This window comes from Thalassospira xiamenensis M-5 = DSM 17429 (genome assembly GCF_000300235.2).
Taxonomy (GTDB): Bacteria; Pseudomonadota; Alphaproteobacteria; order Rhodospirillales; family Thalassospiraceae; genus Thalassospira; species Thalassospira xiamenensis.
The window spans coordinates 875,864-901,198 of record NZ_CP004388.1 but is presented as its reverse complement, the minus strand read 5'-3'; the positions used below and the strand labels follow the sequence as shown (position 1 = coordinate 901,198).

At 54.1% G+C, this 25,335-nt stretch carries 25 protein-coding genes; 8 read left to right on the top strand and 17 right to left on the bottom strand.

From position 1 onward, the window contains the following. Together TH3_RS22245 and TH3_RS04110 are read left to right on the top strand one after the other, a co-directional pair. Positions 1-663 carry an AraC family transcriptional regulator gene (locus TH3_RS22245; RefSeq protein WP_007090552.1) on the top strand — a complete coding sequence of 221 codons (663 nt, stop codon included), beginning with the start codon at positions 1-3 and terminating at the stop codon, positions 661-663. 148 nt (positions 664-811) lie between these two features. Beyond that, positions 812-1,654: a tetratricopeptide repeat protein gene (locus tag TH3_RS04110; protein WP_007090553.1), complete on the top strand. Its 843-nt coding sequence runs from the start codon at positions 812-814 to the stop codon at positions 1,652-1,654. A 15-nt stretch (positions 1,655-1,669) separates the two neighbouring features. On the opposite strand, the gene TH3_RS04105 is transcribed toward TH3_RS04110, so the two are convergent. Together TH3_RS04105 and TH3_RS22240 are read right to left on the bottom strand one after the other, a co-directional pair. Beyond that, positions 1,670-2,920, bottom strand: coding sequence for an MFS transporter (locus TH3_RS04105; protein ID WP_007090554.1), 1,251 nt, complete (start codon positions 2,918-2,920; stop codon positions 1,670-1,672). Positions 2,921-2,980: 60 nt separating this feature from the next. Beyond that, positions 2,981-3,733 carry a TetR/AcrR family transcriptional regulator gene (locus TH3_RS22240; protein WP_007090555.1) on the bottom strand — a complete coding sequence of 251 codons (753 nt, stop codon included), beginning with the start codon at positions 3,731-3,733 and terminating at the stop codon, positions 2,981-2,983. Positions 3,734-4,003: 270 nt separating this feature from the next. On the opposite strand from TH3_RS22240, the gene TH3_RS04095 reads away from it, so the two are divergent. Next, positions 4,004-5,362: a DUF2254 domain-containing protein gene (locus TH3_RS04095; RefSeq protein ID WP_007090556.1), complete on the top strand. Its 1,359-nt coding sequence runs from the start codon at positions 4,004-4,006 to the stop codon at positions 5,360-5,362. 129 nt (positions 5,363-5,491) lie between these two features. Here TH3_RS04095 and alaS read toward each other — a convergent pair whose 3' ends face one another. The 7 genes from alaS to TH3_RS04060 form a co-directional block, all read right to left on the bottom strand. Then, entirely contained in the window at positions 5,492-8,146 is a 2,655-nt protein-coding gene (alaS, locus tag TH3_RS04090; RefSeq protein WP_007090557.1) for an alanine--tRNA ligase, read from the bottom strand. A 179-nt stretch (positions 8,147-8,325) separates the two neighbouring features. Beyond that, positions 8,326-8,631 carry an NIPSNAP family protein gene (locus TH3_RS04085; protein ID WP_007090558.1) on the bottom strand — a complete coding sequence of 102 codons (306 nt, stop codon included), beginning with the start codon at positions 8,629-8,631 and terminating at the stop codon, positions 8,326-8,328. A 30-nt stretch (positions 8,632-8,661) separates the two neighbouring features. Next, on the bottom strand, positions 8,662-8,805 hold the full coding sequence (locus TH3_RS04080; protein WP_007090559.1) for a hypothetical protein: 144 nt from the start codon (positions 8,803-8,805) through the stop codon (positions 8,662-8,664). Positions 8,806-9,067: 262 nt separating this feature from the next. Then, entirely contained in the window at positions 9,068-9,208 is a 141-nt protein-coding gene (locus TH3_RS04075) for an entericidin A/B family lipoprotein (RefSeq protein WP_007090560.1), read from the bottom strand. 297 nt (positions 9,209-9,505) lie between these two features. Beyond that, positions 9,506-9,682 (bottom strand): DUF1328 domain-containing protein, encoded by a 177-nt coding sequence (locus tag TH3_RS22610; RefSeq protein WP_007090561.1) that lies wholly within the window; start codon positions 9,680-9,682, stop codon positions 9,506-9,508. A 92-nt stretch (positions 9,683-9,774) separates the two neighbouring features. Beyond that, positions 9,775-9,918 (bottom strand): entericidin A/B family lipoprotein, encoded by a 144-nt coding sequence (locus tag TH3_RS04065; protein ID WP_007090562.1) that lies wholly within the window; start codon positions 9,916-9,918, stop codon positions 9,775-9,777. A gap of 226 nt (positions 9,919-10,144) precedes the next feature. Further along, positions 10,145-11,194, bottom strand: a complete 1,050-nt coding sequence (locus TH3_RS04060) for an alpha/beta hydrolase family protein (protein WP_233421837.1) — start codon at positions 11,192-11,194, stop codon at positions 10,145-10,147. Positions 11,195-11,410: 216 nt separating this feature from the next. Here TH3_RS04060 and TH3_RS04055 point away from each other — a divergent pair, with 216 nt between their 5' ends. Further along, positions 11,411-12,349, top strand: a complete 939-nt coding sequence (locus TH3_RS04055; protein WP_007090564.1) for a helix-turn-helix domain-containing protein — start codon at positions 11,411-11,413, stop codon at positions 12,347-12,349. Positions 12,350-12,472: 123 nt separating this feature from the next. Here the strand turns inward: TH3_RS04055 and recA are convergent, their stop codons facing one another. Further along, positions 12,473-13,552, bottom strand: coding sequence for a recombinase RecA (gene recA / locus TH3_RS04050; protein ID WP_007090565.1), 1,080 nt, complete (start codon positions 13,550-13,552; stop codon positions 12,473-12,475). Between the two features lie 279 nt (positions 13,553-13,831). Further along, positions 13,832-14,311 carry a nickel-responsive transcriptional regulator NikR gene (gene nikR, locus TH3_RS04045; protein ID WP_007090566.1) on the bottom strand — a complete coding sequence of 160 codons (480 nt, stop codon included), beginning with the start codon at positions 14,309-14,311 and terminating at the stop codon, positions 13,832-13,834. Positions 14,312-14,408: 97 nt separating this feature from the next. On the opposite strand from nikR, the gene TH3_RS04040 reads away from it, so the two are divergent. Beyond that, on the top strand, positions 14,409-15,200 hold the full coding sequence (locus TH3_RS04040) for a DUF4198 domain-containing protein (protein WP_007090567.1): 792 nt from the start codon (positions 14,409-14,411) through the stop codon (positions 15,198-15,200). Between the two features lie 8 nt (positions 15,201-15,208). Beyond that, a complete protein-coding gene (locus TH3_RS22235) occupies positions 15,209-15,745 on the top strand; it encodes a hypothetical protein (RefSeq protein WP_007090568.1) in 537 nt (178 codons plus the stop codon). Here TH3_RS22235 and TH3_RS04030 read toward each other — a convergent pair. Beyond that, positions 15,731-16,630, bottom strand: coding sequence for a DMT family transporter (locus TH3_RS04030; RefSeq protein ID WP_007090569.1), 900 nt, complete (start codon positions 16,628-16,630; stop codon positions 15,731-15,733). The genes TH3_RS22235 and TH3_RS04030 overlap by 15 nt on opposite strands. A 215-nt stretch (positions 16,631-16,845) precedes the next feature. Between TH3_RS04030 and TH3_RS04025 the strand changes: the two genes are divergently transcribed. Further along, positions 16,846-17,619, top strand: a complete 774-nt coding sequence (locus tag TH3_RS04025; protein ID WP_007090570.1) for a PH domain-containing protein — start codon at positions 16,846-16,848, stop codon at positions 17,617-17,619. Between the two features lie 101 nt (positions 17,620-17,720). Further along, positions 17,721-18,758 (top strand): sodium:calcium antiporter, encoded by a 1,038-nt coding sequence (locus tag TH3_RS04020; RefSeq protein ID WP_007090571.1) that lies wholly within the window; start codon positions 17,721-17,723, stop codon positions 18,756-18,758. A gap of 22 nt (positions 18,759-18,780) precedes the next feature. Here TH3_RS04020 and TH3_RS04015 read toward each other — a convergent pair whose 3' ends face one another. The 5 genes from TH3_RS04015 to fliR form a co-directional block, all read right to left on the bottom strand. Continuing rightward, positions 18,781-19,356: a type 2 periplasmic-binding domain-containing protein gene (locus tag TH3_RS04015; RefSeq protein WP_139328248.1), complete on the bottom strand. Its 576-nt coding sequence runs from the start codon at positions 19,354-19,356 to the stop codon at positions 18,781-18,783. Positions 19,357-19,637: 281 nt separating this feature from the next. Then, positions 19,638-22,271 (bottom strand): hybrid sensor histidine kinase/response regulator, encoded by a 2,634-nt coding sequence (locus TH3_RS04010; RefSeq protein WP_007090573.1) that lies wholly within the window; start codon positions 22,269-22,271, stop codon positions 19,638-19,640. A gap of 125 nt (positions 22,272-22,396) precedes the next feature. Next, positions 22,397-23,227: a class A beta-lactamase gene (gene bla, locus TH3_RS04005; RefSeq protein ID WP_139328255.1), complete on the bottom strand. Its 831-nt coding sequence runs from the start codon at positions 23,225-23,227 to the stop codon at positions 22,397-22,399. 181 nt (positions 23,228-23,408) lie between these two features. Further along, positions 23,409-24,482, bottom strand: a complete 1,074-nt coding sequence (gene flhB / locus TH3_RS04000; protein WP_007090575.1) for a flagellar biosynthesis protein FlhB — start codon at positions 24,480-24,482, stop codon at positions 23,409-23,411. A gap of 48 nt (positions 24,483-24,530) precedes the next feature. After that, positions 24,531-25,295, bottom strand: coding sequence for a flagellar biosynthetic protein FliR (fliR, locus tag TH3_RS03995; RefSeq protein ID WP_007090576.1), 765 nt, complete (start codon positions 25,293-25,295; stop codon positions 24,531-24,533). Between the last annotated feature and the right edge of the window lie 40 nt (positions 25,296-25,335).

Genomic DNA, 25,335 nt, shown 5'->3' with positions numbered 1-25,335 from the left:
ATGCGCGTTCCGCTTTTCGCCGACGAAGACCGGTTTGCCTGCTTTGGCGTCCGTTTGCCGAGAGACGTCGTCGCAAGGCATTGCCGGGTGCTTTTGGGCAATGACATGCCAAACATCGACCCGGGGTTCGAGATCAGCATTGATCTGGACACCGCGCCGGGTAGGCATGTCTGCAATACCCTGAATTACGTCGCACAAGCACTTGATGGTCCGCTTCACAATCTCGACAATGCCATTGTCCTGAACGGTCTTCAGGATCTGCTTTTGACAAATATCCTGATGATGCTTCCGAATTCCTGTTCGGAGCAACTAAATGGAAAACCGAAATCGAACGCGGTTCCGCATTATGTCAAACGGGCGCGCGACTACATTCATGCCTACGCCCATACAGCGATCACACTTGAAACCCTGGTACAACATGCGGGTTGCGGTTATCGGACATTACAAATGGCCTTTAACGCCGCTTATGGTATGTCGCCAATGGCGTATCTCAGATCGGTGCGCCTGAACAACGCCTATAACGACCTTCTTAATGACGAAGATGGAGCAGGGGTTGCCGAGATTGCCATGAAGTGGGGCTTTGCCCATTCCGGCCGGTTTGCCCGGATTTATTCAAAACAGTTCGGTGTTTTGCCTTCCGAAACCTTACGCAAACGACAATAATCTTTGACCATCACCTGTTGTCACGGGCAGGTTTCAATTTATGCAGATCGGGGGTGGAAATGATCGTACCACCGCCTATAATCCCATCGAAATTCGATAAATTTGATGTCCCGGGCAACGGGATGACCACAAGGTTGGGAGAATTTGCATGACCACTATGTCCTTTGCGGATATGGGTCTTGCCGCGCTTAAACGCCGCCAATATGACGCCGCGATCAATATGTTGCGTCAGGCACTTGGCGAGGATGAGGATAATCTTGAAGCACGGTTCGGACTGGCGCGTGCCCTTCATGAAAAAGGTTCGCTGACCGAAGCACTTGGCGAATATCGCACTGTGCTGCAATCTGATGAAGGCCACGAAGAATGCCTGCATCACATTGCACGCGCCCTGCTTGAAAATGGTGATGCCCGTTCGGCACTTAATCATGTCGATATCGTTTTGCGCCTTCATCCGACCGACCCAAATTTGCTGGTACTGCGCGGGCAGGCATTGCTGGACCTTGAACAGCCCGAATATGCGCTGAGTGCTTTTCAGAACGCGGCCCACCACCGGCCGGGTGATACAAAAATACATCAGTTGATCGCCGCAGCACATCGCGCCAACGACGATCCGGAAGGTGAAAAACGCGCAATCGAGCAGCTTTTACGCATTGATCCAGCATCACTTGCGGCAAAAAATGATCTGGGCGTTATCCATCTGCGCGAAGGTCATCTGATTTCGGCGTTTGAGGCGTTCGAACTGATCCTGAGCCAAGATGCCGAAAACCCCGAAGCCACCCTTAACCGGGCGATCACCCTGACGGTGATGGGCGGTATGGATGATCAGGCGATCTGGGATCGGGTGATGGAAATCAGTGCCGATCTCGACGGGATCGACGAAACCCGCGCGCTTGCCGATGACCTTGCGAAACTGCCGGACAAGGACCGCAAAGACAGCGAAAAGGCGGCCAAACTGATTGCCTGCGCCGCCTATGCACCGGTTGATGTCTGAGTCTGTATTGCGAACTTATGCCGCCGGCACGTCCGCGGTTGTCTGACGGATGCGCAGCCAGCCCAGAATACCAATTACGCATAGCATCGCCGCGATAAAGCCAAAGAAGAACGGCGCATAGCTGGCGATCCCGGCCAGAACCCCGCCGATCAGGACAGCGGTGGCTTCGGCCAGAACGTGGGCGGACCGATAAACGCCAAGCGCCTGCCCCTGTTCATGCGATCCGGCAGCGTTGGAAATAAACAGGCTGGTCGTGACCTCGCACCAGGCAATGCCAAACGCCGCCAGACACATCGGCACAAATATCCACACCAGCCCATCCGGGATCAGGAACGTGATCAGGCCGATGCCGAGAAACAGATGGCCAAGGGTCCCGACACCGATCAGGCCGCAAATCTTCTGCGCGCGATCAACCGTCAATCCGGCAAGGATCAGCGGGATCGAAATGATGGCCGAACACATGCCAAGGAAGCTGCTGGTGACGTCATAATTCTGCACCAGATAGACCCCGAAAAAGGCAAAAAAGATATAAACCGCGATATAGCTGAAAAACGAAATCACGTAACCGGGCAGAAGGTCCGGATCCTTGATCGTTGCCCAAACCGTACGTGTAGCAGGTGCCACCATGCCCTTTGGCGTGCCGCGACGACGCGCATATTCGGGGATGCGCAGGATCACGAACACCACCAGCAGGTTAAAGGCATACATGCCCGCGGCAAAATAGAACGGCCAGGACACGTTAAAGGACGGATGAATGGTCGGGTCGGAGAAAAAACCGCCCATCAGCGGGCCGATGATCCAGCCAACATTGATCGCAACCGTGATCAGGCCAAAATTGCGTACCTTGGTTTCAGGACGGCTGATATCCGATGCAATCGATTGGGCGATGGCCATATTGCCCTCGCACAGGCCCGACACGAACCGGCCGACCAGAACCAGCGGAAGATTGGCATCAGCCACCCCATAGGCCGTCACAAGATAGCCAAGGGCCGCTCCCAAAAGCGACGCCATCAGAACCGGACGACGACCAAGCTTGTCCGACACCCGCCCCAGCCACGGCGCGCCGATAAACTGCCCGATGGGATAAAGCGCCATGGCGACACCCAAAAGCATCGTGCGGTATTCCGTCGGCACCGATGGATCAAGAAACCCCAGTTCGGGTTTCAGAAACATCGGGCTGAAAACAGGATAAGGCAGGCTGAACCCGGCAAAACCGAACAGCACGGTCAAAAAGACCGCAGTCATGGTTTTGGTTTCCTGGGACATGGGGCGAATACTCCGTGGGCGTTTTTGGTGGCAGCGGTTTATGGAAATCGTGGGTGGCAGCTATGTCGCATCTTCGGGCAGTTCGGCATAACGTGCGGCAAGGTCGCGCACGATCTGGCGGGCATCATCAACATGCCATCCTGCCCCGGCCAGAAGATCGGCCAGACTGTCACAGAAAATATCAATCGCATTTTTGCGAAGCTCCGCGCCGTAATGGCGGTCGGTAATTTCCGACATTGCAAGGGCATTCATGCCAAATGAAAGCCCCCAACTGCCAAGATTGAGGTTGCGTGTTCGCGCAATCACATCACGCGAAATGCCAAGTTCATCGGCCGCGGCCGACAGGAAGCTTTGGAACATTTCGGTAATCCGACCGACCTCGGCCAACTGGCTTTGATGATGGGATGGTGTTGCGCGCGTCCAGATCGAAGGCGCCAGCGCAAGATATTCCGCCTCGAACCATTCGGGATGTTCAAGGGAAAAGCGGATATCGAGCAAACTGGCGACAATGAACTTCTCCATCGCACTGCCATCATGGGCGCACGCATGACCAAAAAACCGCGCGCGTTTCTGCCCGGCTGTAATGGCAAGCCCCAGCAAAAGGTCTTCCTTGCTGGCGAAATGGGCATAAAGCGTACCGACCGAAATATCGCAGGCCTGTGCCAGATCGGACATTTTCAATTCGAAAAATCCGTATTGCGCAATCAGTTCACCCGCGCGCTGAACAATCAGTTCTTCGCGCTGCTGGCGCTTCTCTATGCGGTTCACCCGTGGCGTTACGGGTGGGTTTTCCGGGATGTCCTGCCGGGTCATGGCAATGCCTGTTTAATTAAATGACGCAAAATCGAATTTGGTTCATTTTTAAAAAACCGGCAACCGCGAAATTTGCATGGGTGACATCCAGCAGTGATGAAGGCGTTGAAATTCCCGTAATATGCTATGACATGAATTCCCGTCATCGGTCGGGAACCGGCTTTGTACGTCGGACGTTAATATGATGATCGCCGTCCCGGTGCCGGCTTTGCCGACGGGCGGCATATGTCGCCACGCAAAGCACATGACAAGAACGGGGTTCCTTTAAAAATGTTTCATCGCTTTATCCGGCTCTGGGAAATGATCAGCCACAGCCTGTGGTTTACCCCGCTTCTGTATGCGATTGGCGGTGCTATTCTTGCCCTATTATCCATTCGGTTACCGGGCGAGGATTTGATCAGAAGCCTTCCGGATTTCTGGCCGCGTTTTGGCACGATTGAAACCGTGCAGGACCTGACATCGACACTGCTGGCAACATTGGTGACGATGACCACCTTTGCCCTTTCGGTGACCATGGTGGTTCTGACATTGGCTGCCGGGTCGCTTGGACCACGCACCATCCGCAATTTCATGGGGGACCCGAAAACCCAGAACTCACTTGGCAGCTTTGTCGGATCGATCCTGTTTCTGATCACCACCCTTGTCATCATGGGCGAACAGGGCGAAGGCGATCAGATACCCCAAATTGCCGCGATGGCGGGCATTACGCTTTTTGTCGTCAGCCTGTTTGTGTTGATCCTGTTTGTGCATCATCTTGGCCGATCCATCGTTGCCGATCAGGTGATCCACAATGTCGGCGCGAATCTGGAAACCACCATTTCCTCATCGCTTGAGACCCTGAAATCCCCCATTGAACGGGCAGCAAAAATTAAATGCGCGCTACCTGACGCGGCTTCGATCCAATCCGAACGGATCATCCGGGCCACCAAATCGGGATATGTTCAGGGAATTGCCTATGACGATCTGCTTGAACTTGCCATCCGGGCCGACATCAAAATCGCCCTGACGATCCGCGCCGGGCAGCATGTTATTGCCGGTGACATTATCGGTGAAATCAGCCCCTACCCGACGGCCCGCGACAGCAACATCGACACCGACAAACTCCGCGAAGACATTGACACCGAAATCATGATCGGCAATCAGCGCACGGCCCTGCTTGATATCGAATTCGCCCTGCGCCAGCTGGTCGAGATTGCCTTACGCGCCCTGTCGCCGGGGATCAACGACCCGTTTACCGCCATTGCGGTGATCTATCGTCTGGGCCGGGCGCTGCCACAGGCGATGCGCTTCCATTATCCACTTGGACTTTGGCAGGATGATCAGGGTAAGGAACGCATATGCGCCCATCTTTCGGGTTTCGGTGGCATGCTGGACGCAGCATTCGATCAGATCCGCCAATCTGCTGCTGCCAAGCCCGATGTGCTTCTGCCAATGGCAGAAGTCCTTGAAAGTCTCGTCGGGCTTGCCCGCCACCCGGGGCAGCAGGAAATCCTGCGCGAACATGCCCGTCTCATCGGACGCGCAGCTGCACGCGATGTCCCCGATGCGACGGATCGCCGGGCGGTTGAACGGGCCGTTAACCGCGTCCTGCGACAGCAACAGGCCAAGGATGATTATTCAGCCGCCTGAACCTTGGCTGGGAACTGATCAAAACCAAGCCAGTCCGTCATACAGCCGGATAATTCAGAACACGACGCCAGACGCAAAAAGGAGACCCGAAGGTCCCCTTTTCTCGTTTCCATATCCGAACATACCGGATCAGGCAGCAACCGTTGCCTCAATCGCGACAAGTGCCGCTTCGGCCTGATCGGCGTTGGGGCCACCACCTTGTGCCATATCCGGGCGGCCACCGCCGCCTTTGCCGCCGAGTTTTTCGACACCGACACGCACCAGATCGACCGCGCTGAATTTACCCGCAAGGTCCTCGGTCAGGCCGACAACGATGGACGCCTTGCCGCCGTCCGTCGAGATCAGGGCAACAATGCCCGATCCCATCTGATCGCGCAATTCGTCAACCATCCCTTTGAGTTCCTTGGCCGGGATACCGTCCAGAACACGCAGGGCCAGTTTGACACCGTTGGCTTCCTTGAACGCATCCGCACCCGATGCCCCGCCCGAACCGGCGGTCGCCAGTTTCTTACGCAGGTCGGAAACCTCACGTTCAAGCTTGCGGCGTTCTTCCTGCAAGGCTTTGACACGCGCCGGAACATCCTCGGGAACGGCTTTCAGATCGGCCGAGATGGTTTGCAGAAGCTGATCGCGGGCCGCCATATAGCTTGCAGCATCCGAACCGGTCAGGGCTTCGATACGGCGGACACCGCTTGAAACCGCACCTTCGGATACGATCTTGAACATACCGATATCGCCGGTCCGTTTGACATGCGTACCACCGCAAAGTTCAAGCGAATAAGCATGTTCGTTCGCTTCGGGCAGGCCCATCGAAACAACGCGGACTTCATCACCGTATTTTTCGCCAAACAGCGCCATCGCACCAAGCTCAATCGCCTCATCTGGGGTCATCAGACGGGTGGTGACTTCACTGTTTTCGCGAATCAGACGGTTGACGTCGAATTCGATCACAGCGGCTTCTTCGGCGGTGATCGGCTTGGGATGCGATACGTCGAACCGCAGGCGATCCTTGGCCACCAGCGATCCCTTCTGGGTGACGTGATCGCCCAGATGCTTGCGCATCACCGCGTGCAGAAGGTGCGTTGCCGAATGGTTGGCGCGCAAGGACGAACGGCGGGTATGATCGACGCGGAATTCAGCGGCATCGCCAACCGAAACATCACCTTCGACAACCTTGCCCAGATGCACATGAAGCGCACCGAGTTTCTTCTGGGTGTCGGTGATTTCAATCACGGCACCCTTCTCGGTTTTGATCACACCGGCATCGCCCTGCTGACCACCGGATTCCCCGAAAAACGGGGTCTGATTGGCAACGATGGCAACCTCATCGCCCTTGGTTGCGGTTTTGGTTTCCGCACCATCCTTGATCAGGGCCGTGACAACGCCCTCGGCATTTTCGGTTTCATAGCCTAGGAATTCGGTCGCGCCATCACGATCATTGATGTCAAACCAGACTTCCTCGGTTGCAGCTTCGCCCGAACCCGACCATGCGGCACGGGCCTTGGCTTTCTGTTCTTCCATGGCAGACGTGAAGCCGCTTTCATCGATACCGATCTTGCGCGGTTTAAGCGCATCCGCCGTCAGATCAAGCGGGAAGCCGTAGGTATCATAAAGCTTGAAGGCAACATCACCCGAAAGGGTCGCGCCCTCGCCCATGCCATCGGTCGCGTCATCAAGCATCTTGAGACCGCGATCAAGCATGGTTTTAAAGCCCTGCTCTTCGAGCTTCAGGGTTTCTTCGATCAAGGCCTGCGCCCGAACCAGTTCCGGGAAGGCACCGCCCATTTTGCGCACCAGCGCCGGGACCAGTTTATACATCACCGGGTCCTGGGTGCCGATCATGTGCAGGTGACGCATTGCACGGCGCATGATACGGCGCAGAACGTTACCACGCCCGGCATTGGACGGCAGAACGCCATCGGCAATCAGGAAGCTGGTCGAACGCAGATGGTCGGCAACCACGCGGTGCGACACATTATGCGGCCCATCAGGATCGGTGCTGGTGGCGTCCGCCGATGCTTCGATCAGGGCACGCATCAGGTCGATGTCATAATTGTCGTGTTTGCCCTGAAGGACGGCGGCAATACGTTCAAGACCCATGCCGGTATCAATCGACGGCTTTGGCAAATTCACGCGTTCACCATTTGCCATCTGCTCGTACTGCATGAAGACGAGGTTCCAGATTTCGATGAAACGGTCGCCGTCTTCTTCAGGGCTGCCGGGGGGACCGCCCCAGATTTTATCACCATGGTCAAAGAAGATTTCCGAACACGGACCACAAGGACCGGTATCGCCCATCGACCAGAAGTTATCAGACGTCGGAATGCGAATGATGCGATCATCAGAAAGACCAGCGATCTTTTTCCAAAGACCATGGGCCTCGTCATCGGTGTGATAAACGGTAACCAGCAGCTTGTCTGCCGGGAGGCCATATTCCCTGGTGATCAGGTTCCAGGCGAATTCAATCGCGTTTTCCTTGAAATAGTCGCCGAACGAAAAGTTGCCGAGCATTTCAAAAAAGGTGTGGTGACGGGCGGTATGACCGACATTTTCAAGATCGTTATGCTTGCCACCGGCACGCACGCATTTCTGCGAGGTGGTCGCGCGCGAATAGTCGCGATGTTCCTGACCGGTGAAAACGTTCTTGAACTGGACCATCCCTGCGTTGGTGAACATCAGGGTCGGGTCATTGCGCGGCACCAGCGGGCTGGAAGATACGACCTCGTGGCCATTCTTGCGGAAGAATTCCAGAAACGTGGTGCGGATATCGTTAACGGTCTGCATCTCTCTCCAACCCGGAAAACGCGGAACAAACGCTGCCGCAAACTTGCGGCGCGACTGCCCTATTTAGCGGCTCGGCCCTGTGCTGTCCAGTCGGGGAAAGGCTTTGCGGTGTTTAAGTGACGATTTATGCATCCGGCACCGCACCGGCACGCCACAACGCCCTGATCAGATATGCCGACCTAATCAAGAACCGGGCGCATGAAACTGCGTTCGTAACTGATGATGCTGCGGTTGCGTTTTTCAAGTTCGAGTGTTGCAACACATTCGTCATCATCGGCCATGCGATTGCGGTAATCTTCGTATGCCGCAAGGCTCGGGAAACTGAACAGGGCATAGGCGATGCTGCTGGCGCCTTCATGCGGCAGGAAATAGCCGTGATGCGTCCCGCCCATCCGATTGACGATGGGAATCCAGCGACGGGCATAATCCTCGAACTCAGGGATTTTATGCATGTCGATAACGTATTTCAGATAGCAGGTGATCACGGCGGGAACTTTCCGGAACTTGAGGATGGGTTACTTTTCGACGCCTTCCTGAATCTGTTCGCCCAGTTTTTCAACATCGCGACCAAATCCGGCGGCAGTTTCACACGCCGCAAGCGACATGCCAAAGCCCGCAATCAGGGCCAGTGCCAGAATACGTTTTACAAGAATAGCCATTGTTTGAATGCTCCTGCCTTTAACGACATGTTGATTTTGAAGGCGGCCGCGGCCTGCTTCTGACGCAAGGCATGTGGCTTCCGAAATCAGTCGCTATCTTGTCGGGGTCACGTGCTGCTGGCAACTCTTTCCTTCAGCGTGAATTCAAATGCCAAACAAAAAACGGGCATGCATTTACATACCCGTTCCCATTTACCCGCATCATGTGTTTTGACGACGATCAGATCGTCAGACCGCAACCGCGCAGTAGATCAACCTGCTCCTAGTCGGTCCCTTTCTGGATCGCTTCTCCGGCATCCTCGACATCACGGCCAAAGCCGTTTGCCGTCTCGCACGCCGCAATGCCAAATCCGATAAATGATATCAGGGCAATCGCAAAAATCTTCTTGCAGATGTCAGACATGGTCTTCTCCTGTTTGCTCAAACAAACGGGATCAATCGATCAACACGGTGCTGCGTGAACTGCCAGAAAGAAGCAGGGTTTTTCGGGCGGTTAATCAGGCCATCGCCAAAATCCGGACCGTTTTTGAGCAGCAAACATTAAACGCCCAAGATACCGGTTCGACCATAATTCAGATCAGTAAAACGCAAAAAAACAGGGCGTTCATGAAAGCCCTGTTTTAACAGTTTGTCGTGTTCGTCTCGGGTTACGGTGCTGTGATTGGCTAAAACCCGGATCAAAAAGCGTTAGCGTACTTTGTCAGACCGGCGGGCGGCGGCCACGCAGCGCGTTGACCAGAAGCGAAACCACGAACAGGACGAGGAAGACGAAGAACAGGATCTTGGCGATCCCGACAAACGTCCCTGCCAAGCCGCCAAAACCAAGGACGGCGGCGACAAGCGCCAGAATGAGACAAAAGACTGCCCAACCCAACATGATGTTATCTCCTTATTTAGGCTTTAGCTGCTTGCGGGTGATGGAGTTGATCCAAAAGTCCCGTCAGCGAACGAAAAATCCGCGATGATGCCTTACTCGCTGGCTTCATCCTGGATGGCTTCACCGGCATTTTCCATATCCTGGCCAAACCCTTCGGCGGTTTCACACGCGGCAAGGCCAAGGCCCATGCCAGAAATCATCGCAACGGCGAAAATCTTTTTCAAAAAGTCGGACATTTCAGTTTCTCCTGTTTGCTCGACGTGATTTTCTTCACACCATCCATAACGGAGCCGGAAAGAAAAAGTTCCTTGCGCTACTGCCAAGCTGCTGATCTGACGCAATTAAGGCAGATCAAATGCCTTTATTTTTGCGGGTTGTAGCCAATCGTGATCATTTTTGGGCAAATTGAGAAAGAGGACGTTTCAGGCCCTCTTTTACCATTTCCTAAGCTTTATTCTCCGCTCAGGAACCGGACAAATTCAGGAATTCCGCAATCGCCGAAACAATCTTTTGATGAATCTGGGCGCGATCCGTACCGGGAGGGTCGGAGCAGATTGGCTCGCTGCCTTCTTCTTTAAGTATCTCGGCAGCCCCCGGCATACATTCGCCAAGAAACGTCAAATGATATGCCGGCGCAAACGTTGCTGAAGATGCGTTTTGGATCCGCGCGACCAGATTACTGCCGTTCGGCCCAAAATCAGCAGCCACCCATTTGTTTTCCTCGCCAAGGCCGATAAAGAGCATGGCAGAAGTTACCTCCGCCAGGCTGGTTTGTGTCGCGGCAAACCCCATGCCTGGCTCTATCGCGACAGTGCGGACAATCCGGTCGTCCCGGCTGGAAGCAACAAAGTCATCGGGAAGATGATCAGGATCAACACCCCCTTTGCGCAAAAAATCGCAATCCTGGGCCGCATTGCCGAATTTGTCGCAATATTGCGCATAAAGCGTTTGATCAAACCGTACCCCCGCAAGGTTTAAAACCGTCGTACCCCCCAATGAAAACCCGATCGCGGAAATATTCTGATGATCGATGTAAGGAGCAAAAGCCGTATTGGAGAGGACCTGATCAAGGGTGGCACTGATATCTGCGGCACGTTCGCCGATAAGCGGTGTACGTCGCGGTGACGAATCCCCCGATGTCGTACCGGGATGGTTGACCGCAACAACAATCGCCCCACGCAACGCCAGTTGCGAGGACAGCCAACCAAGTCCATCCATATTGCCGCCCGAGCCATGGGAAAGAAGAACCAGCGGATGTTGCCCCGGCGCAATTGCCGCACCGACATACGCATCTGTTCCCTTCCAGATGATATTCCGGCCGACCGGCGCACGATAGATAAAGGTATCTGCCGGATACCAGACCGAGGCCGCGATTGGCATGGAACGATGGGCTGCGCGCACATCAAAACGGTCATATCCGGCATAATCGGTTTGCGGTTCCGCCAAGACGGGCGATATCTTCAGGCCCGCGGCCAGAAAGAAGGCGACAGCAAGATATATCGGTTTCATCATCAGGATCCTTGTCATAAGTTAAGCGTGTCGGAACGTTTTTGCCTAAAACAGGATTTCCTGCGCCCTCAAACGGGTTTGTGAACGTCCCAAAACCGGTTTTGATACCTTTTGTCGGGAACTGACTGTCCGATGCTTGTCCTCCCCGTCCCAATTATAGTTGCACTGGTTTTAGGCTTTCTCTTTGTCCGCGCGATTGTGGGCGGAAGAACACCCAGGATGCTTATGGCGCTGCTGCTTGCTGCAGCCGGACAAAGCATTCTGGTCGGAATTGTTCAGTATTATGGTTTTGCCAGCCTGCGATGGCTTCAACCCATCACCGCATCCATTATCCCGGCTCTGGCCTGGATGGCCTTTCTGGAAGCAAGTCTTCGTGCGCGCCTGCAAATACGGGATTGGGTGCATTTCTCGGTACCAGCGATCGTCGCCCTATGCGTGTTTGTTTTACCGGCGATCATTGATGTTGTGCTTTGCAGCCTTTTTGTCGGATACGGGGCGGCAATTCTGGTGATGCTTCATCGTCAGGGCGGTGATTTTGCCCATATGCCTCTGACTGCGGGCCATATCCCGGCACTGGTTTGGCGCTTCATCGCCTTCGCCCTGATCGCGTCGGCCATCAGCGACATGCTGATCATCGTCGCCAAGATCGATGGAAACGATCAGATTGTCGGCCTGATCCTGAGCATCACATCATCCCTGGCACTCTTGACCATCGGCTTTCTGTCTCTGTCGCCCGACATTGCAATTGATGTTGATGCGGATGTCCAATCAGGGGAACAAAATCAGCCTTCCGATCACGTGCGGACAACACCCAGCACCCCGGAACATCGGACCATAATGGCCCAGCTTGAAGATTTGCAGATACGCGAACAGCTTTATCTTGACCCGGATCTGACGCTTGCACGCATATCCCGACGTATGGGCGTCCCGCTGAAACAGATTTCGAACGCGATCAACGCCACGACCGGTGAAAATGTCTCGCGCTTCATCAACAAATACCGAATTGAACATGCTTGCCGCGAACTGGTCAAGGGCGAGACTGTCACAACGACCATGTTGACAAGCGGCTTTAACACCAAGTCGAATTTCAATCGGGAGTTCTTAAGGATAACGGGCAAAACGCCCAGCCAATGGCAACAGGAAGCACAGCAACCCTGACTCCCGCTTCGCCCCATATCGCGAAATCCATGTTGGCCTGCGTTACACACGCTGCCAACAAAACGGATCAGACACAAAAACGGGCGCCCAAAGCGCCCGTTTGATTATTCAGTCCGCTTTTAATTACGCGTCGTCATCGTTTGACGGTTCATCTTCGCTCATGCTGGTCATCGCCTCGGCGATCAGACCTGCACTTTCGCGGATGCTGCGTTCGATTTCGGCGGTCATTTCCTGATTTTCACGCAGGAAGGTTTTGGCATTCTCGCGGCCCTGACCGATACGGGTCGAATTATACGAGAACCAGGAACCGGATTTTTCAACGATGCCCGCCTTGACACCAAGATCAAGGATTTCACCCATCTTGGAAATGCCTTCGCCATACATGATGTCGAATTCGACCTGCTTGAACGGCGGAGCCATCTTGTTTTTGACGACCTTCACACGGGTCTGGTTGCCAACGACTTCGTCACGGTCCTTGATCTGACCGATCCGGCGAATATCAAGACGAACAGACGCATAGAATTTAAGCGCATTACCACCCGTGGTCGTTTCCGGGCTGCCAAACATCACACCGATCTTCATACGGATCTGGTTGATGAAGATGACCATGCAGTTCGAACGCGAGACCGAGCTGGTCAGTTTACGCAATGCCTGGCTCATCAGGCGGGCCTGCAGGCCGACGTGGGTGTCACCCATTTCGCCTTCAAGTTCGGCACGTGGCACAAGGGCGGCAACCGAATCGACGACCAGCACATCAATCGCACCGGAACGCACCAGCGTATCGGCGATTTCAAGCGCCTGTTCACCCGCATCAGGCTGCGAAATCAGGAGTTCGTCGGTATTCACCCCGAGCTTGCGGGCATAACCCGGATCAAGCGCATGTTCGGCATCGACAAAGGCACAGGTCCCGCCAAGTTTCTGGGCCTCCGCAATGGTGTGCAAAGCCAGTGTGGTTTTACCCGAGCTTTCCGGCCCGTAAATTTCGACGATACGGCCACGCGGCAGGCCGCCAATCCCGAGCCCGATATCAAGCCCAAGCGACCCGGTCGAAATGGCTGAAATATCCACCGCACTATCGCGCTGGCCGAGCTTCATGATCGAGCCCTTGCCAAATGCGCGTTCGATCTGCCCAAGGGCGGCTTCGAGTGCCTTCTGCTTATCCATCGTATCTTTATCCACCAAATGCAGCGCGGTCTGAATCATTTTTCGAACTCTCTTATTCCACAGGGCCGGGTAGGATGCAACGCAGGCGGTTCCCCGGTCCTAAATGCGGAACGCCACCGCTAGGTGCCCCGCCGGATAACTGACATCACGCCAACCATTTTCCGGCAAACGCATTGAGAACATAATGTGAACACTCGCACAAAAAAATGGATGTTGCAAGTTTGTTCTCATTCTGGTGGGTAAGAATTCGAACCCGGATAAATAAAATTGTCGCCGGGCTTGTGCCGGGATTTTTAAAACAATTCGGAGAAGCCCGGTTCAGGTCGTGATTTTCAGATGTTCGTGCCGATGTGCATGTCCATGATCGTCATCGCCGTGATGATGGGTTTCGACATGCAATTCACCCGGAACCGAATAAAGCTGCCCATGGCGCACGCCAGGTTGTGCCAGAACCTGATCGGCGAATTTGCGAATATCGGAAAGCTTGCCGCGCAAGGTCACGCTTTCAAGGCACGTATCGTGATCAATATGGAAATGCACGGTCGAAACGGTCAGGTCATGATGTTCGTGCTGCGCACTCATCAGCCGTGATGCCAGCATGCGTTCTTCATGATCATAGACATAATTCAGAACCGCTATGCCAACGCCGCCGGTGTCTTCGTCGAGCTTGGTATTCTGGAGCTTTTCCCGGATCAGGTCACGAAAACCTTCTGACCGGTTGGTGTAGCCGCGATGCTCAAGGAAAGCATCGAACGCCTCCATCAAATCGTCTTCGATTGATACGGTCACGCGGGTCATACGAATTCCCTTTCAGAATCATCAGCTTGACTAGTATGAACATTTTTGAAAAGTTCATACCGCCTTTCAACTTCCCTAATCTCCCAAAGGATAGCAGATGTTTCAATCAAAGTTCACAACCCCGCTTGCAATTGCCGCACTGGGGTGCCTGATCGGCTTTGGCGCAGCGGCCCATGAATTTGTCGCCAGCAGCAAAACCACCCCCGCGAATGGCAAGGACACTGCTGCCTTCATCCTCGATTCGACCCATGTTTTCGGCACTCCGGAAGAAGCCGAAGCGCCAAAGCATGTCCGTGCACAATTGATCACCCCCTCGGCCACCACCGAACTTGATGTCACTGAAAATGCGGATGCCCCCAATCTGACTGGCACATTCACCCTTTCCAAAGAAGAACCCGCATGGCTTGTCGGACATCGCCTGCCGGTAATCTGGTCACAAACGCCCGATGGCTGGAAAGAAGGCGGGCCGGACGCACATCCCGATGCGGTTGCGTCATCCCGATTTGAAAAATTTTCCAAAAACCTGACTGGAGGCTCCCAAAACGCGGATTTCATTTCTTCCCCTCTGGGGCACAAACTTGAAATCGTGCCGCTTTCCGATCCGCGCGTGACGGCAATCGGCCAAGACGTTGCGGCTCAAATCCTGCTGGACGGGCAACCTTATTCGACCAGTGTCCTGGCAACCTATGCCGGATTTACCGACACGCCATCGTCTTATGCCTATTATACCGAAACTTTCAGCGATGATCGTGTCAGCGGGATTGCCAAAATCCGGATTACGAAACCGGGTCTTTGGATAGTTCGGGTTGCGGCCGATGTCCCGGACTCAGATGCATCTGTCCGGGTACATAACCTGCGGGCAACCCTGACTTTCGATGCCAGCCAATAGGCCGCCACATGCTGCAATCGTTTGGACGTTTGATGATCCCGGCAATTGCCTGCGCGATCCTGCTTTGTGCAGGATCGTTCCCGGCGATTGCCCACGGGGCGGGATGGCAGATTGACCAGAACCGGACCGCCACCATCTATCAGTTCGGCTATACAGATGGCACACCAATGATATTTGCCGAAGCCATGGTGACGTCACCGGACGGGAAAACCTGGCAAAAAGGAAGAACTGATCGTGACGGACGCCTTGCCGTCGCGGTTCCGGCATTACGCCCTGAAGATGATACCGATGCGCATTGGAAAATAATGGTATCAGACGGCATGGGTCATCAGGTTGTCCTGATCCATTCATCGGAAAAAATACCGCCATCGGGAACACAATCCTCGGCCCCAACCCCCGGATTGCAGGGAAACAGCGCCTTGCTTGACCTGCCGGTCTGGGCTGCAATCCTGTTCGGTTTCAGCCTGATAACCAATCTTGCCTTTCTGCCGGGCTGGATCACCAGGATCAAAAGGCAGAGAAAATCGCACTTAATGCAGGAATAAAAGCGCAACACCCCCAAAGGCCATGCAGGTCCCGACGATAGCCTGCAGGCCAACGGGGCGGCGCAGAACCACACCTTCATAGACAATCAGCAAAACCGGTGGCAACGCCATCAGCGTTGATGCGATACCGACATTGGCATTCTGAACCGCCACCATCGAAAGCCACACGCCAAGCGCCGGGCCGATAAAAGCCCCCAGAAACAGCCACCGCCCGACATCAGGTGCGCTGCACGCCACAATCGTGCGCCGAGCACGCCCCATGGCAATCGCAATTCCCCACATAATCACAACCGCGACAAAGGTTCTGATCCATGTGGCCGACAGCGCAGAATAACCGCTGATCAGTGCATATTTCGCCGTCACCAGATTCGCGACCTGACCAATGGCACCGCCAAGTCCAAACAGGATACCAACCAGATAATTGCGTCCTTCCAACCCGACAGGACGCCCCTTTTTCATCATGATGACCAAAAGAATGCCGGCAATGCCAAGCGCAATACCCGACATTTCCTGAAGGCTGAGGACTTCGTCAAACAGAACCCAGCCCAACACCGCCCCCATGATCGGCACGGTCGACATCATCAGCATCGATAACCGCGCCCCCAGGGTCACAAAGGCCTGAAACAGCATGGCATCGCCAATCACAAGGCCAAGAACCGACGACAGTGACAACCAGCCAAGCTGCTCCCACGTTATCGCGCTCGGCCAAGGCTGGCCTTTCAATAGCCAGTGCAACACCGTCAGACAGGTAATCGAGCAGACCAGACGCCCGCGATTGACCGTCTGCGCGCCGACCTTGCCGCCAATGTTGGAAAAAATCATGCTCGACGTCGCCCAGGCCATCGCGGCAGTAAAGGCGGCTGCTTCACCGAAGAACGGGATCATGCGGGGCTCTTGCTTGGACGTTGTTTTGGTTGTTGACCGGGATGTAGCGCAGCCGGTTCGGGAAGATAAGCGCGACTTTGCCCTTTTTGGCAACTGTAAAAATCACAGATTATCCCAGTAAAACAACGAATAGTACCAAAGCAAACCCTTCACCCGCTTGCGAAATTCTGATCGCGCCGTATGTTGAACCGATTGCTTGAAACAGGACGACATACATGATCCGGAAAAACGAGACCGCAGCGGAAACCAAACCGTTCAAGGGCATCCGCCGCCATTTGCATGATGGCGAGGTGGTGATCATGGATCTGCCGATTTCGCCTGTATCGATCCTTGTGCCTGGTCTCATCAAGATCATTTGGATTGCGGTTCTGATTTACGCGTCCTATCACTGGCGAGCGATATACGATTTCCTGATGCCACAGGCCCGCGCACTTCTGACTGGGCCCGAAGCCTTTGCCGCACTTGACCGGGTCTGGGAAGAATATGAATTCGTCTTTTCGATTGCCTTGTTTGGTGTGATCATCGCGCTGATTTCGATTATCTGGAAGCTGTTGAAACGGGCCCTTGGCGTCTCAACGCGCGCGGCACGCGACAGCATCCTTTTACCCCTGACCGCTATTCGCGATCTGTTTTTCTTTGAACGCGTTATCACCAACAACCGCATCGTCACGCGAAGCGGTGTGTTGCGCAAGGATCAGGATGACCGAGGATTTGAGTCGATCAAAAGCACCCAGATCAACAAAAGTGTAATCGGCAATATCTTTGATTATGGCGATCTGCATGTTACCGACCGGCTGGGGCACAGCTTTACACTGCGTCAGGTCACGTCACCGGAAACCGTTGCCAAGGAACTTTCCGATTTCTTTGGACGCGTTCGCCCCGATAACCGTCAGGGCGAGCCGATTGACATCACGCATCGCGCCCGCGAAGAAGCGATAGAACACTCAGAAAACAAACCGCTGGCACGCCCGGAAGACGAAGTGTTTTAACTTTACACAATCATGGAACATGACAGCACCCGACGCGTCTTAAAGTTCAGGTAAAGCCGCCCCGATGCAAATGCGGCCAGATCCGAACAAAAGACGTTTTGATGCTGCCTGCAATTGCAACCCTTCCGCTTTGGTCCATTATCGGACTGTTTTCAATCTGTGCAGTGGTGATCGGCTTCGCCGGAACTCGGTTGGCAACGGTTGCCCTCAAACTCGCCGAACGGACCGGCATGGGACAAATCATAGCCGGTGCTGTTTTTGTCGGCATGTCGACCAGCCTGCCCGGAAGTGTGCTTTCGGTAACGACGGCGTGGCAAGGACACACCGATCTTGCCATCGGCAATGCGCTGGGTGGCATTGCGGCCCAGACGACCTTTCTGGCAATCGCTGATTTTCTGTATCGCAAGGGCAATCTGGAACATGCCGCCGCCAGCGCCACGGGACTGGCGCAGGCGACCCTTCTGGTCAGTATGCTTGCCCTGCCGCTTCTGGCCTATGGCGGACCGGACTGGATGGTGCTTCACATCCACCCGGTATCGATCCTGTTGTTCATTCTGTATGGCTTTGGCCTGTCATTGCTTGCCGAAATCCGCCATCAACCGATGTGGCGACCTCGCAGGACCGACCTGACCGACGAGGACGCCAAGGAAGACGATGCAGACTACCATCCCGAAAGCACACTTCGCCTTTGGACGGAGTTTCTGAGCTTTGCCGCGATAACAGCAATCGCGGGTTACACTATTGGTGAAAGCGGACTGGCAATCGTCGAGAAAACCGGCATCAGCGAAACCGCCGTGGGTACTTTCCTGACTGCGATAGCTACATCACTTCCCGAACTTGTTTCGGCAATTGCGGCTGTCCGTATGGGGGCTGTCAATCTGGCAGTCGGGGATATTATCGGCGGCAATGCGTTTGATGTTCTGTTTCTGGCGGCATCAGACTTTGCTTATCGCGACGGATCGATTTACGCAGCCTTCAACCAGCAGCACCTGTTCACCATCGCCCTTGTCATTCTGATGACCGGCATCCTTCTGTTGGGCATGCTTAACCGCGAACGCAGGGGAATTGCCAATATCGGCTGGGAAAGCGTTTCAATCCTGTGCCTTTATGGCATGTCGATATTTTATCTTTCGGGATAGGCCAACGGATACCGTCCGCAGGTTATTGTCCCTTTTGGCGCCACTCGATGATCGTCTGTAAAAACAGTTCCGTGCCCCTATCAAAAGCTGGGAGCAAATCGGCATGGTCCGCAGCAAGCCAGCTGTAAACTGAAAGGCTCATGACAGGAACAGCCTGAAATCCGTCGGGGACACCGCCGGTGACCGACAACGAATAGTTATCAAGCAGAATTGCATCCAATCGCCCGTATTGCAGCATCTTCTGCATCATTTCGGGACCGCGCGGAACATGCACGACATTGGGATAATCAGCCAAAAGTGCGTTAGACCACTTCGCCCCCAGCCAAACACCAACGGTTTCATCCTTTAAATCGTCAATTCCCGATATCTTTCCCGACGGTACAACCAGCATTCCGTCCACCAAACCAACACGTATATTTCCCCTTAGGATCGGCCGGTCAACATTTTGCTGAAATCCCTCAAGCTCGGCAAAAACACCGTCGATTTCGCCATGGGACAATGCCTGAGCAACCCTTGCAAGGGGCATGCGCACAGGTTTGACGCATAGCCCTCCCTGTTGCATGGCAGAACGATATGGCTCGATGCCGTCCCCGGTCATCCGGACTTCGGGCATGGCAATAAACAGGCACTTTTCACTGGCGCGGGTTAATGTTGAAAGGCTCAGGATCGAAACCAGAACCAAAACTGTCAGGCCAGACATACGGAAAGTCGCATGCTTGCCGAATTCATGGCAAAACGTGCAAAGGCCGATATTGCGAGGACACATTAATTCATCGTCCCCGGTCCGTGACGGGACACATGATCCGAACAGCAAACAATTTTGACAATCAACATTGGGGGCAGAATCCGCAGCCAGCTTATGAGAACGAGTCTGGCTTCTTAAAGCACTTCCTTGACCTTGGTCGCAAGCTCCTTCAGCGAGAAGGGCTTGGGCAGGAAATGCACGCCGTTTTCTTCGTCAAGTTCGTCGCGATAGGTATCTTCGGCATAGCCCGAAATAAAGATCACGCGTAAATCCGGGCGTTTTTCGCGCAACATACGGATCAGGGTCGGGCCATCAATACCTGGCATCACCACATCGGAAATAACCAGATCGATGGTCTTATCGGTTTTCGCCAGAACTTCAAGCGCGTTATCGCCATTATTGGCTTCAAGCACGTCATAGCCTTTGCCGCGAAGCGCACGCGCACCGAATGTCCGCACCGCGTCCTCGTCTTCGACCAGAAGGATCGCGCCGGTACCGGTCAGATCGCGTGAGGGGGCTTCTTCGGCCACCGCACGGGTTTCGGCCAGTTCTTCTTCGGTCGCCTCGTAATGCGGAAGATAGATCGTAAAGGTCGTGCCGACACCGGGCTCGGACTGGACGGCCACGAAACCACCGGTCTGTTTGACGATCCCGTAAACGGTCGACAGACCAAGGCCTGTGCCCTCGCCCCGCTGCTTGGTCGAAAAGAAGGGTTCGAAAATACGCGTCAGGTTATCCTTGGGAATGCCGATACCGGTATCGGAAACCTCGATCCGAATATAATCCCCCGGCGGGATCAGTTCGGTGCCTGTGTTGCGGGCTTCGTCAACAATCTCGGTGCCGGTCTGAACCGTCAGGGTCCCGCCATTGGCTGCCATGGCATCGCGCGCATTGACAACCAGATTGATGATCACCTGATCAAGCTGCCCCGGATCAACCTTCACCAAACCGATATCGCGACCATGGCTGACCTTCAGATCGATCTTCTCACCAATCAAGCGGCGCAGCAGGTTCGACATTTCCGCCAGCGCATCGGTGATATTGATGATTTTGGGCTGCAATGTCTGACGGCGCGAAAACGCCAGAAGCTGCCGGACAAGATTGGCGGCACGATTGGCGTTCTGTTTGATCTGCATGATGTCGGCGAAGCTTGGGTCACCCGGCCCGTGGCGCGACAACAGCAGATCGCAGAAGCCGATCATCGCGGTCAGCAGGTTATTGAAATCATGCGCAACCCCACCCGCAAGCTGCCCGACCGCCTGCATTTTCTGCGACTGGGCAAATTGTTCCTCAAGGTTCTTTTGTTCGGTCGTATCAAGGAAGTTCAGCAGAAGCGCACCGGCTTCACCCGACCGTCCGGCCACACGTTGCAGGTAAATCTGCGCGGCAACGCCGCGCGAGCCTTGCAAGCGAGCCTCGATCTGGCCGCCTTTGCCCATGCCCATGACGGCCTTGGACAGATAGCGCGCGACCTCGTCGCGGTCTTCCGGCAGGATCAGTTCAAGAATGGAACGACCAATCACCCGTTCATGACGTTGACCCGCCGTTTCGATAAAGGCACGGTTGGCGTCGGTAACCGTGCCCGACATATCAGCCAGAACAATCGAAAGCGGACTGTCATCAAAGAACCAGCGCACCCGACGCTCGGTTTCGGCAAGGGCATGTTCCCATTCATGGGCTGGCATCGGATCGGGGAATACGACGGCCTGGCTTCGAATCGGACCGGTGCCGGGCGCATTGATCGAATGAGTGACAAAGCATTTGATCGGCTCGCCACCTTTGACCTTAAGCTTGACTTCGCCATTCATGCCATCGCCGACGATAAGGTCCGCCAGTTCCAGCGTACCACTGGCAAAATCTTGCGGTTCACCGCCCAACCAGTTTGCCAGACGCCGGTTCAGGTAAAGAATACGACCTTCTTCATCAAGACCGCAAACCCCCACAGGCAGGCGCTCAATCATCTGATCAGCCTGCTCGCTTCCGGCACCATCTGCCATCCGCGAAGCCACCCCGCCGACCGTCATCTCATCGTCGGAACCCGTCACAAACGCGCCAAAGGCAGCAGACTGTTCGACAACGACAAGCGAACGTCCTGCTTCGGGCATCGCAGATGGATCGATACCGTCAACGGTCCAAAGCATCTGACCGGCGCGCGCATTTGCTGCTGTTGCCGAAATCCGAAGGCAGACCGTACCCGCATCATAGGCTTCTTCAACAATGTTTTCTGCCGAAGCATCGTCGATCGCGGTATCACTGTTTCGTTCGGCATCATCTGCCGCGGTGTCGGAAGGTGCAGCAAGCGCAAGCTGTTCACGCTTTTTGGCTTGCGAAAAATCGACATAAATCTCGCCCGCTTCCCCCCGCATTGCACGTGTCCGCAAATCGGCCAGCTCGGAACTGCCGACGTCCAGATAACTTAACCGTGCCTCAAGGGCGGCAAGCATGTCTTCGCCCGGTTCAATACCAAGCTTGCGGGGGAACGCGGGGTTGGCATAAAGCGTGCGGCCATAGGCATCAATCAGGGCAACGCCGATATCGGAATGCGACAGGCCACTTAACAGCGGGGCGAGATCACGATCAGTTGATGATCGCCAGCGCGCAGACAGGGACAGAGCGGCCACCGCGACGATCGCCACCCCAGTTACCATGGACCCGATGATCCACATGATACGCGCATCAAGACCAGCCTTTGCCATGACCTGTAACAGGACATAAACAAAAGCGACAAATGCGACACTTACAGCAAGGATAATTCCCCGAAACAGCACGCGACCGCCTTTAACGCCAATAACTTACAATATTGCTCTATACTTTTAGCTGCTATTGGCCTGACTGGCTACCGGCAAGTTTTACATTAGCTGGAACGCATCATGCACCTGCGTGGGATCGCGCCCTAGCGCATGATCGCAGCGGCAATTTCCTGCCCCAGATCGGCAATCGCAGCGTTCCGCTCCCCCATTGAGGCCGAAGTCTGCGTGATATAGATCGCAGCAATCACTGGTTTTCGTTCCGGCGGCCAGATCACAGCAACAATCGCACGCGATCCAAAGCCCCCCGCACCAGTGCGGTCCGCAATTTTCCAATCATCAGGTAAACCGGCCCTTAGCAACGGACCACCAACCTGATTTCCCGTCAACCAATCTTCCAAAAGTTGTCTGGATTCCAGAGACAGTGCATCACCAAACAACAAATAGGTAAGCGTGGCACGCATGGCGTTCGGTGTAGTCGTATCGCGCGCATCGCCGGGTGTTGCAGCATTCAAATCAGGTTCGATTCGATCAAGGCGCGTCACATCGTCACCGATCTCACGCAAATAAGCCGTCAGCACATCTGGCCCGCCCAGCACATCCAGAACAAGGTTCGCCGCTGTATTATCGCTCAGATGCAATGCGGCTTCGCACAGCTCCCCAATCGTCATCCCGCTATCAACATGCTTTTCGGTAATCGGGGAATAAGTGACCAGATCATCTGAGCGGTAAGTAATCCGGCGATCCAGCATTTCGCTTTCACGGTCTACCTTATGCAGCACCGCCGCACAGGCAAGCAGCTTGAAGGTACTGGTTAACGGAAAACGTTCATCGGCGCGATATTGCCATTCCCGTCCGTTTTCAACATTCAGAATACTGACACCAACCCGCGCATCAAGCCGGGTTTCAACCGTGTGAATGGCATCCAACAGTCGATCATTGGCCGATGCAGCCATTGATATCCCAAACGGAACCATAAAAAATAGAATGGCAGCAGTTGCCAGAACGGCACTTTTAAAGGCAGGCATGTTTTGAGGACTTCCCGGAAACAGAAACAAACAGATAACGAGGCAGGCTGCTTGTCACCGGGATTAACGGCTGAATTTTGGCGCAATAATGTCGAAAGGCCGAATTTGCGATTGGCAGGAGGTCGCGCAGTCAGCCCAGCTTCTTGCCACGCTGGCGGAAAACGAACGAGATGATTTCGGCCACCGCCTTGTAATGTTCCGGCGGGATTTCCTGATCGACTTCCACTGTTGCAAACAGGGCACGCGCAACTGGCGGGTTTTCCATAATGGTCACGTTGTTTTCTTCGGCTACTTCACGGATTTTAAGCGCGATATTGTCCTGACCTTTGGCCACACACATCGGAGCTTCCATCGCATTGATGTCGTATTTAAGCGCCACGGCATAGTGGGTCGGGTTGGTGATCACGACGTCGGCGGTCGGAACGTTCTGCATCATGCGTTGCTGGGCGCGCTGCATCCTGATCTGGCGGACCTTGGCCTTGATTTCCGGGCTGCCCTCAGTCTGTTTATATTCGTCCTTGATCTCCTGCTTGGACATCTTCATCTGTTTATTGAATTCATACCGCTGATAGGCAAAATCCAGCCCGGCAATCACCGCTGTCAATGAAATGGCCGCGATCATCAGAATGACAATCATGTCGTAAAGCCGTTCCAAAAGTAATTCGATCGGGATCTGCGGGTAGAGTTCGATATCCATTAGCTCGGGAAAGATAACCAATCCCAATACCGCCCCGACCAAGGCGATTTTGAGTATATTTTTTGCGAACTCGACCATGCTCTTCATCGAGAAGAGGTTTTTCAGGCCTTTTAACGGATTGAGTTTTTCAGGCTTTGGTGCAATGCGGTCTACGGCAATGACCAGACCATTTTGCAAGAGATGACCTGCAGCAGCGAAACAAACCAGTAACAGAAACGGCAGCGCCAGTATGTAAAACATGCCAGTCAAAATTTGCCTGAATAAAGCGGGTATTCCAGCATTGCTAACATCCATCAGATGAGGGTGAGCAATATAGGCAACCGCCATATCGCGAATTGTTTCTGCCATACCAGGAGCGACCATCAACATAACGAGACCGCCACCAAATAAAAGCATGAAGCTCCCCACTTCCTTCGATACGGGGACTTGGCCTTTCTTTCGGGCGTCTTCAAGCTTTTTACTTGTGGGGTCTTCTGTTTTTTGACTGTCGTCGTCGTCTTCGGCCATCTCAGGTCCTTGACTTTAGCCACCCTGTTGTTGAACAGAGGCAAAGAATTACGGATTTACAAAACTTTCCAATCCGTTTTCATAATAATTAAGAAACACCATCATCATGGTAGGCAAAGCCAGAGCAAGCAACAAAAACCCTAATAAAATTTGTGCTGGCATGGCGACGAAAAACACGGGCAATTGCGGCATTAATTTATTGAGCAGTCCGAGTGCGATCTGAAACACGATAGAAACCAAAAGAAACGGCGAAGAGAGCTTAATCGCGATCAAAAAACTTTCGTTAATTGCACGCGCAAAAAATTCACTCATATCACCAGCAGGCAACACTCCGCCGGGTGGGAAAAGAGAGTAACTCTCAAAGATTGCCTGGATCATCAAATGATCCATTCCGGTTGCGAACAGCAGAACCAAGCCAATTTGAGTAACAAAATTGCCGGTAACCGCACTTTGAGCCCCCGAAATCGGATCGTTGGTAAAAGCACTCGCAAGAGATGATGTATAGGCAATAATTGAGCCCGCTATCTGCAAGCTTGCCATCATAACCTGTGCAAACAGGGCAAAAAACAGCCCGATCGTGATTTCGTGAACTAGATAGACGAATGTCGTCAACGCATCCGCAGGCTGCGCTGGAATCAGCGGTGAAGACAAAGGCGAGATCAGGACTGACACCCAAAAAGCGAATAAAAGCCGGGCACGCGCGGGAACCATTCTGGAGCCGATTCCAGGCATAAGGGCGAAAGCCGAGCCAATCCTGGCGAAACTCATCAGGACCACATAGACATTCAAGCTCAAAAAATCGTCGAGATTCATGCGACAGCTTTCGTCACCACATCGCCATACGACGAAACAA

What these genes read in the sequence shown, in the direction of transcription:
- TH3_RS22245 (WP_007090552.1), top strand. Translation starts at nt 1, where the DNA reads ATGCGCGTTCCGCTTTTCGCCGACGAAGACCGGTTTGCCTGCTTTGGC.
- TH3_RS04110 (WP_007090553.1), top strand. Translation starts at nt 812, where the DNA reads ATGACCACTATGTCCTTTGCGGATATGGGTCTTGCCGCGCTTAAACGC.
- TH3_RS04105 (WP_007090554.1), bottom strand. Translation starts at nt 2,920, where the DNA reads ATGTCCCAGGAAACCAAAACCATGACTGCGGTCTTTTTGACCGTGCTG.
- TH3_RS22240 (WP_007090555.1), bottom strand. Translation starts at nt 3,733, where the DNA reads ATGACCCGGCAGGACATCCCGGAAAACCCACCCGTAACGCCACGGGTG.
- TH3_RS04095 (WP_007090556.1), top strand. Translation starts at nt 4,004, where the DNA reads ATGTTTCATCGCTTTATCCGGCTCTGGGAAATGATCAGCCACAGCCTG.
- alaS (WP_007090557.1), bottom strand. Translation starts at nt 8,146, where the DNA reads ATGCAGACCGTTAACGATATCCGCACCACGTTTCTGGAATTCTTCCGC.
- TH3_RS04080 (WP_007090559.1), bottom strand. Translation starts at nt 8,805, where the DNA reads ATGGCTATTCTTGTAAAACGTATTCTGGCACTGGCCCTGATTGCGGGC.
- TH3_RS04075 (WP_007090560.1), bottom strand. Translation starts at nt 9,208, where the DNA reads ATGTCTGACATCTGCAAGAAGATTTTTGCGATTGCCCTGATATCATTT.
- TH3_RS22610 (WP_007090561.1), bottom strand. Translation starts at nt 9,682, where the DNA reads ATGTTGGGTTGGGCAGTCTTTTGTCTCATTCTGGCGCTTGTCGCCGCC.
- TH3_RS04065 (WP_007090562.1), bottom strand. Translation starts at nt 9,918, where the DNA reads ATGTCCGACTTTTTGAAAAAGATTTTCGCCGTTGCGATGATTTCTGGC.
- TH3_RS04060 (WP_233421837.1), bottom strand. Translation starts at nt 11,194, where the DNA reads ATGATGAAACCGATATATCTTGCTGTCGCCTTCTTTCTGGCCGCGGGC.
- TH3_RS04055 (WP_007090564.1), top strand. Translation starts at nt 11,411, where the DNA reads ATGCTTATGGCGCTGCTGCTTGCTGCAGCCGGACAAAGCATTCTGGTC.
- recA (WP_007090565.1), bottom strand. Translation starts at nt 13,552, where the DNA reads ATGATTCAGACCGCGCTGCATTTGGTGGATAAAGATACGATGGATAAG.
- nikR (WP_007090566.1), bottom strand. Translation starts at nt 14,311, where the DNA reads ATGACCCGCGTGACCGTATCAATCGAAGACGATTTGATGGAGGCGTTC.
- TH3_RS04040 (WP_007090567.1), top strand. Translation starts at nt 14,409, where the DNA reads ATGTTTCAATCAAAGTTCACAACCCCGCTTGCAATTGCCGCACTGGGG.
- TH3_RS22235 (WP_007090568.1), top strand. Translation starts at nt 15,209, where the DNA reads ATGCTGCAATCGTTTGGACGTTTGATGATCCCGGCAATTGCCTGCGCG.
- TH3_RS04030 (WP_007090569.1), bottom strand. Translation starts at nt 16,630, where the DNA reads ATGATCCCGTTCTTCGGTGAAGCAGCCGCCTTTACTGCCGCGATGGCC.
- TH3_RS04025 (WP_007090570.1), top strand. Translation starts at nt 16,846, where the DNA reads ATGATCCGGAAAAACGAGACCGCAGCGGAAACCAAACCGTTCAAGGGC.
- TH3_RS04020 (WP_007090571.1), top strand. Translation starts at nt 17,721, where the DNA reads ATGCTGCCTGCAATTGCAACCCTTCCGCTTTGGTCCATTATCGGACTG.
- TH3_RS04015 (WP_139328248.1), bottom strand. Translation starts at nt 19,356, where the DNA reads ATGACCGGGGACGGCATCGAGCCATATCGTTCTGCCATGCAACAGGGA.
- bla (WP_139328255.1), bottom strand. Translation starts at nt 23,227, where the DNA reads ATGGTTCCGTTTGGGATATCAATGGCTGCATCGGCCAATGATCGACTG.
- flhB (WP_007090575.1), bottom strand. Translation starts at nt 24,482, where the DNA reads ATGGCCGAAGACGACGACGACAGTCAAAAAACAGAAGACCCCACAAGT.
- fliR (WP_007090576.1), bottom strand. Translation starts at nt 25,295, where the DNA reads ATGAATCTCGACGATTTTTTGAGCTTGAATGTCTATGTGGTCCTGATG.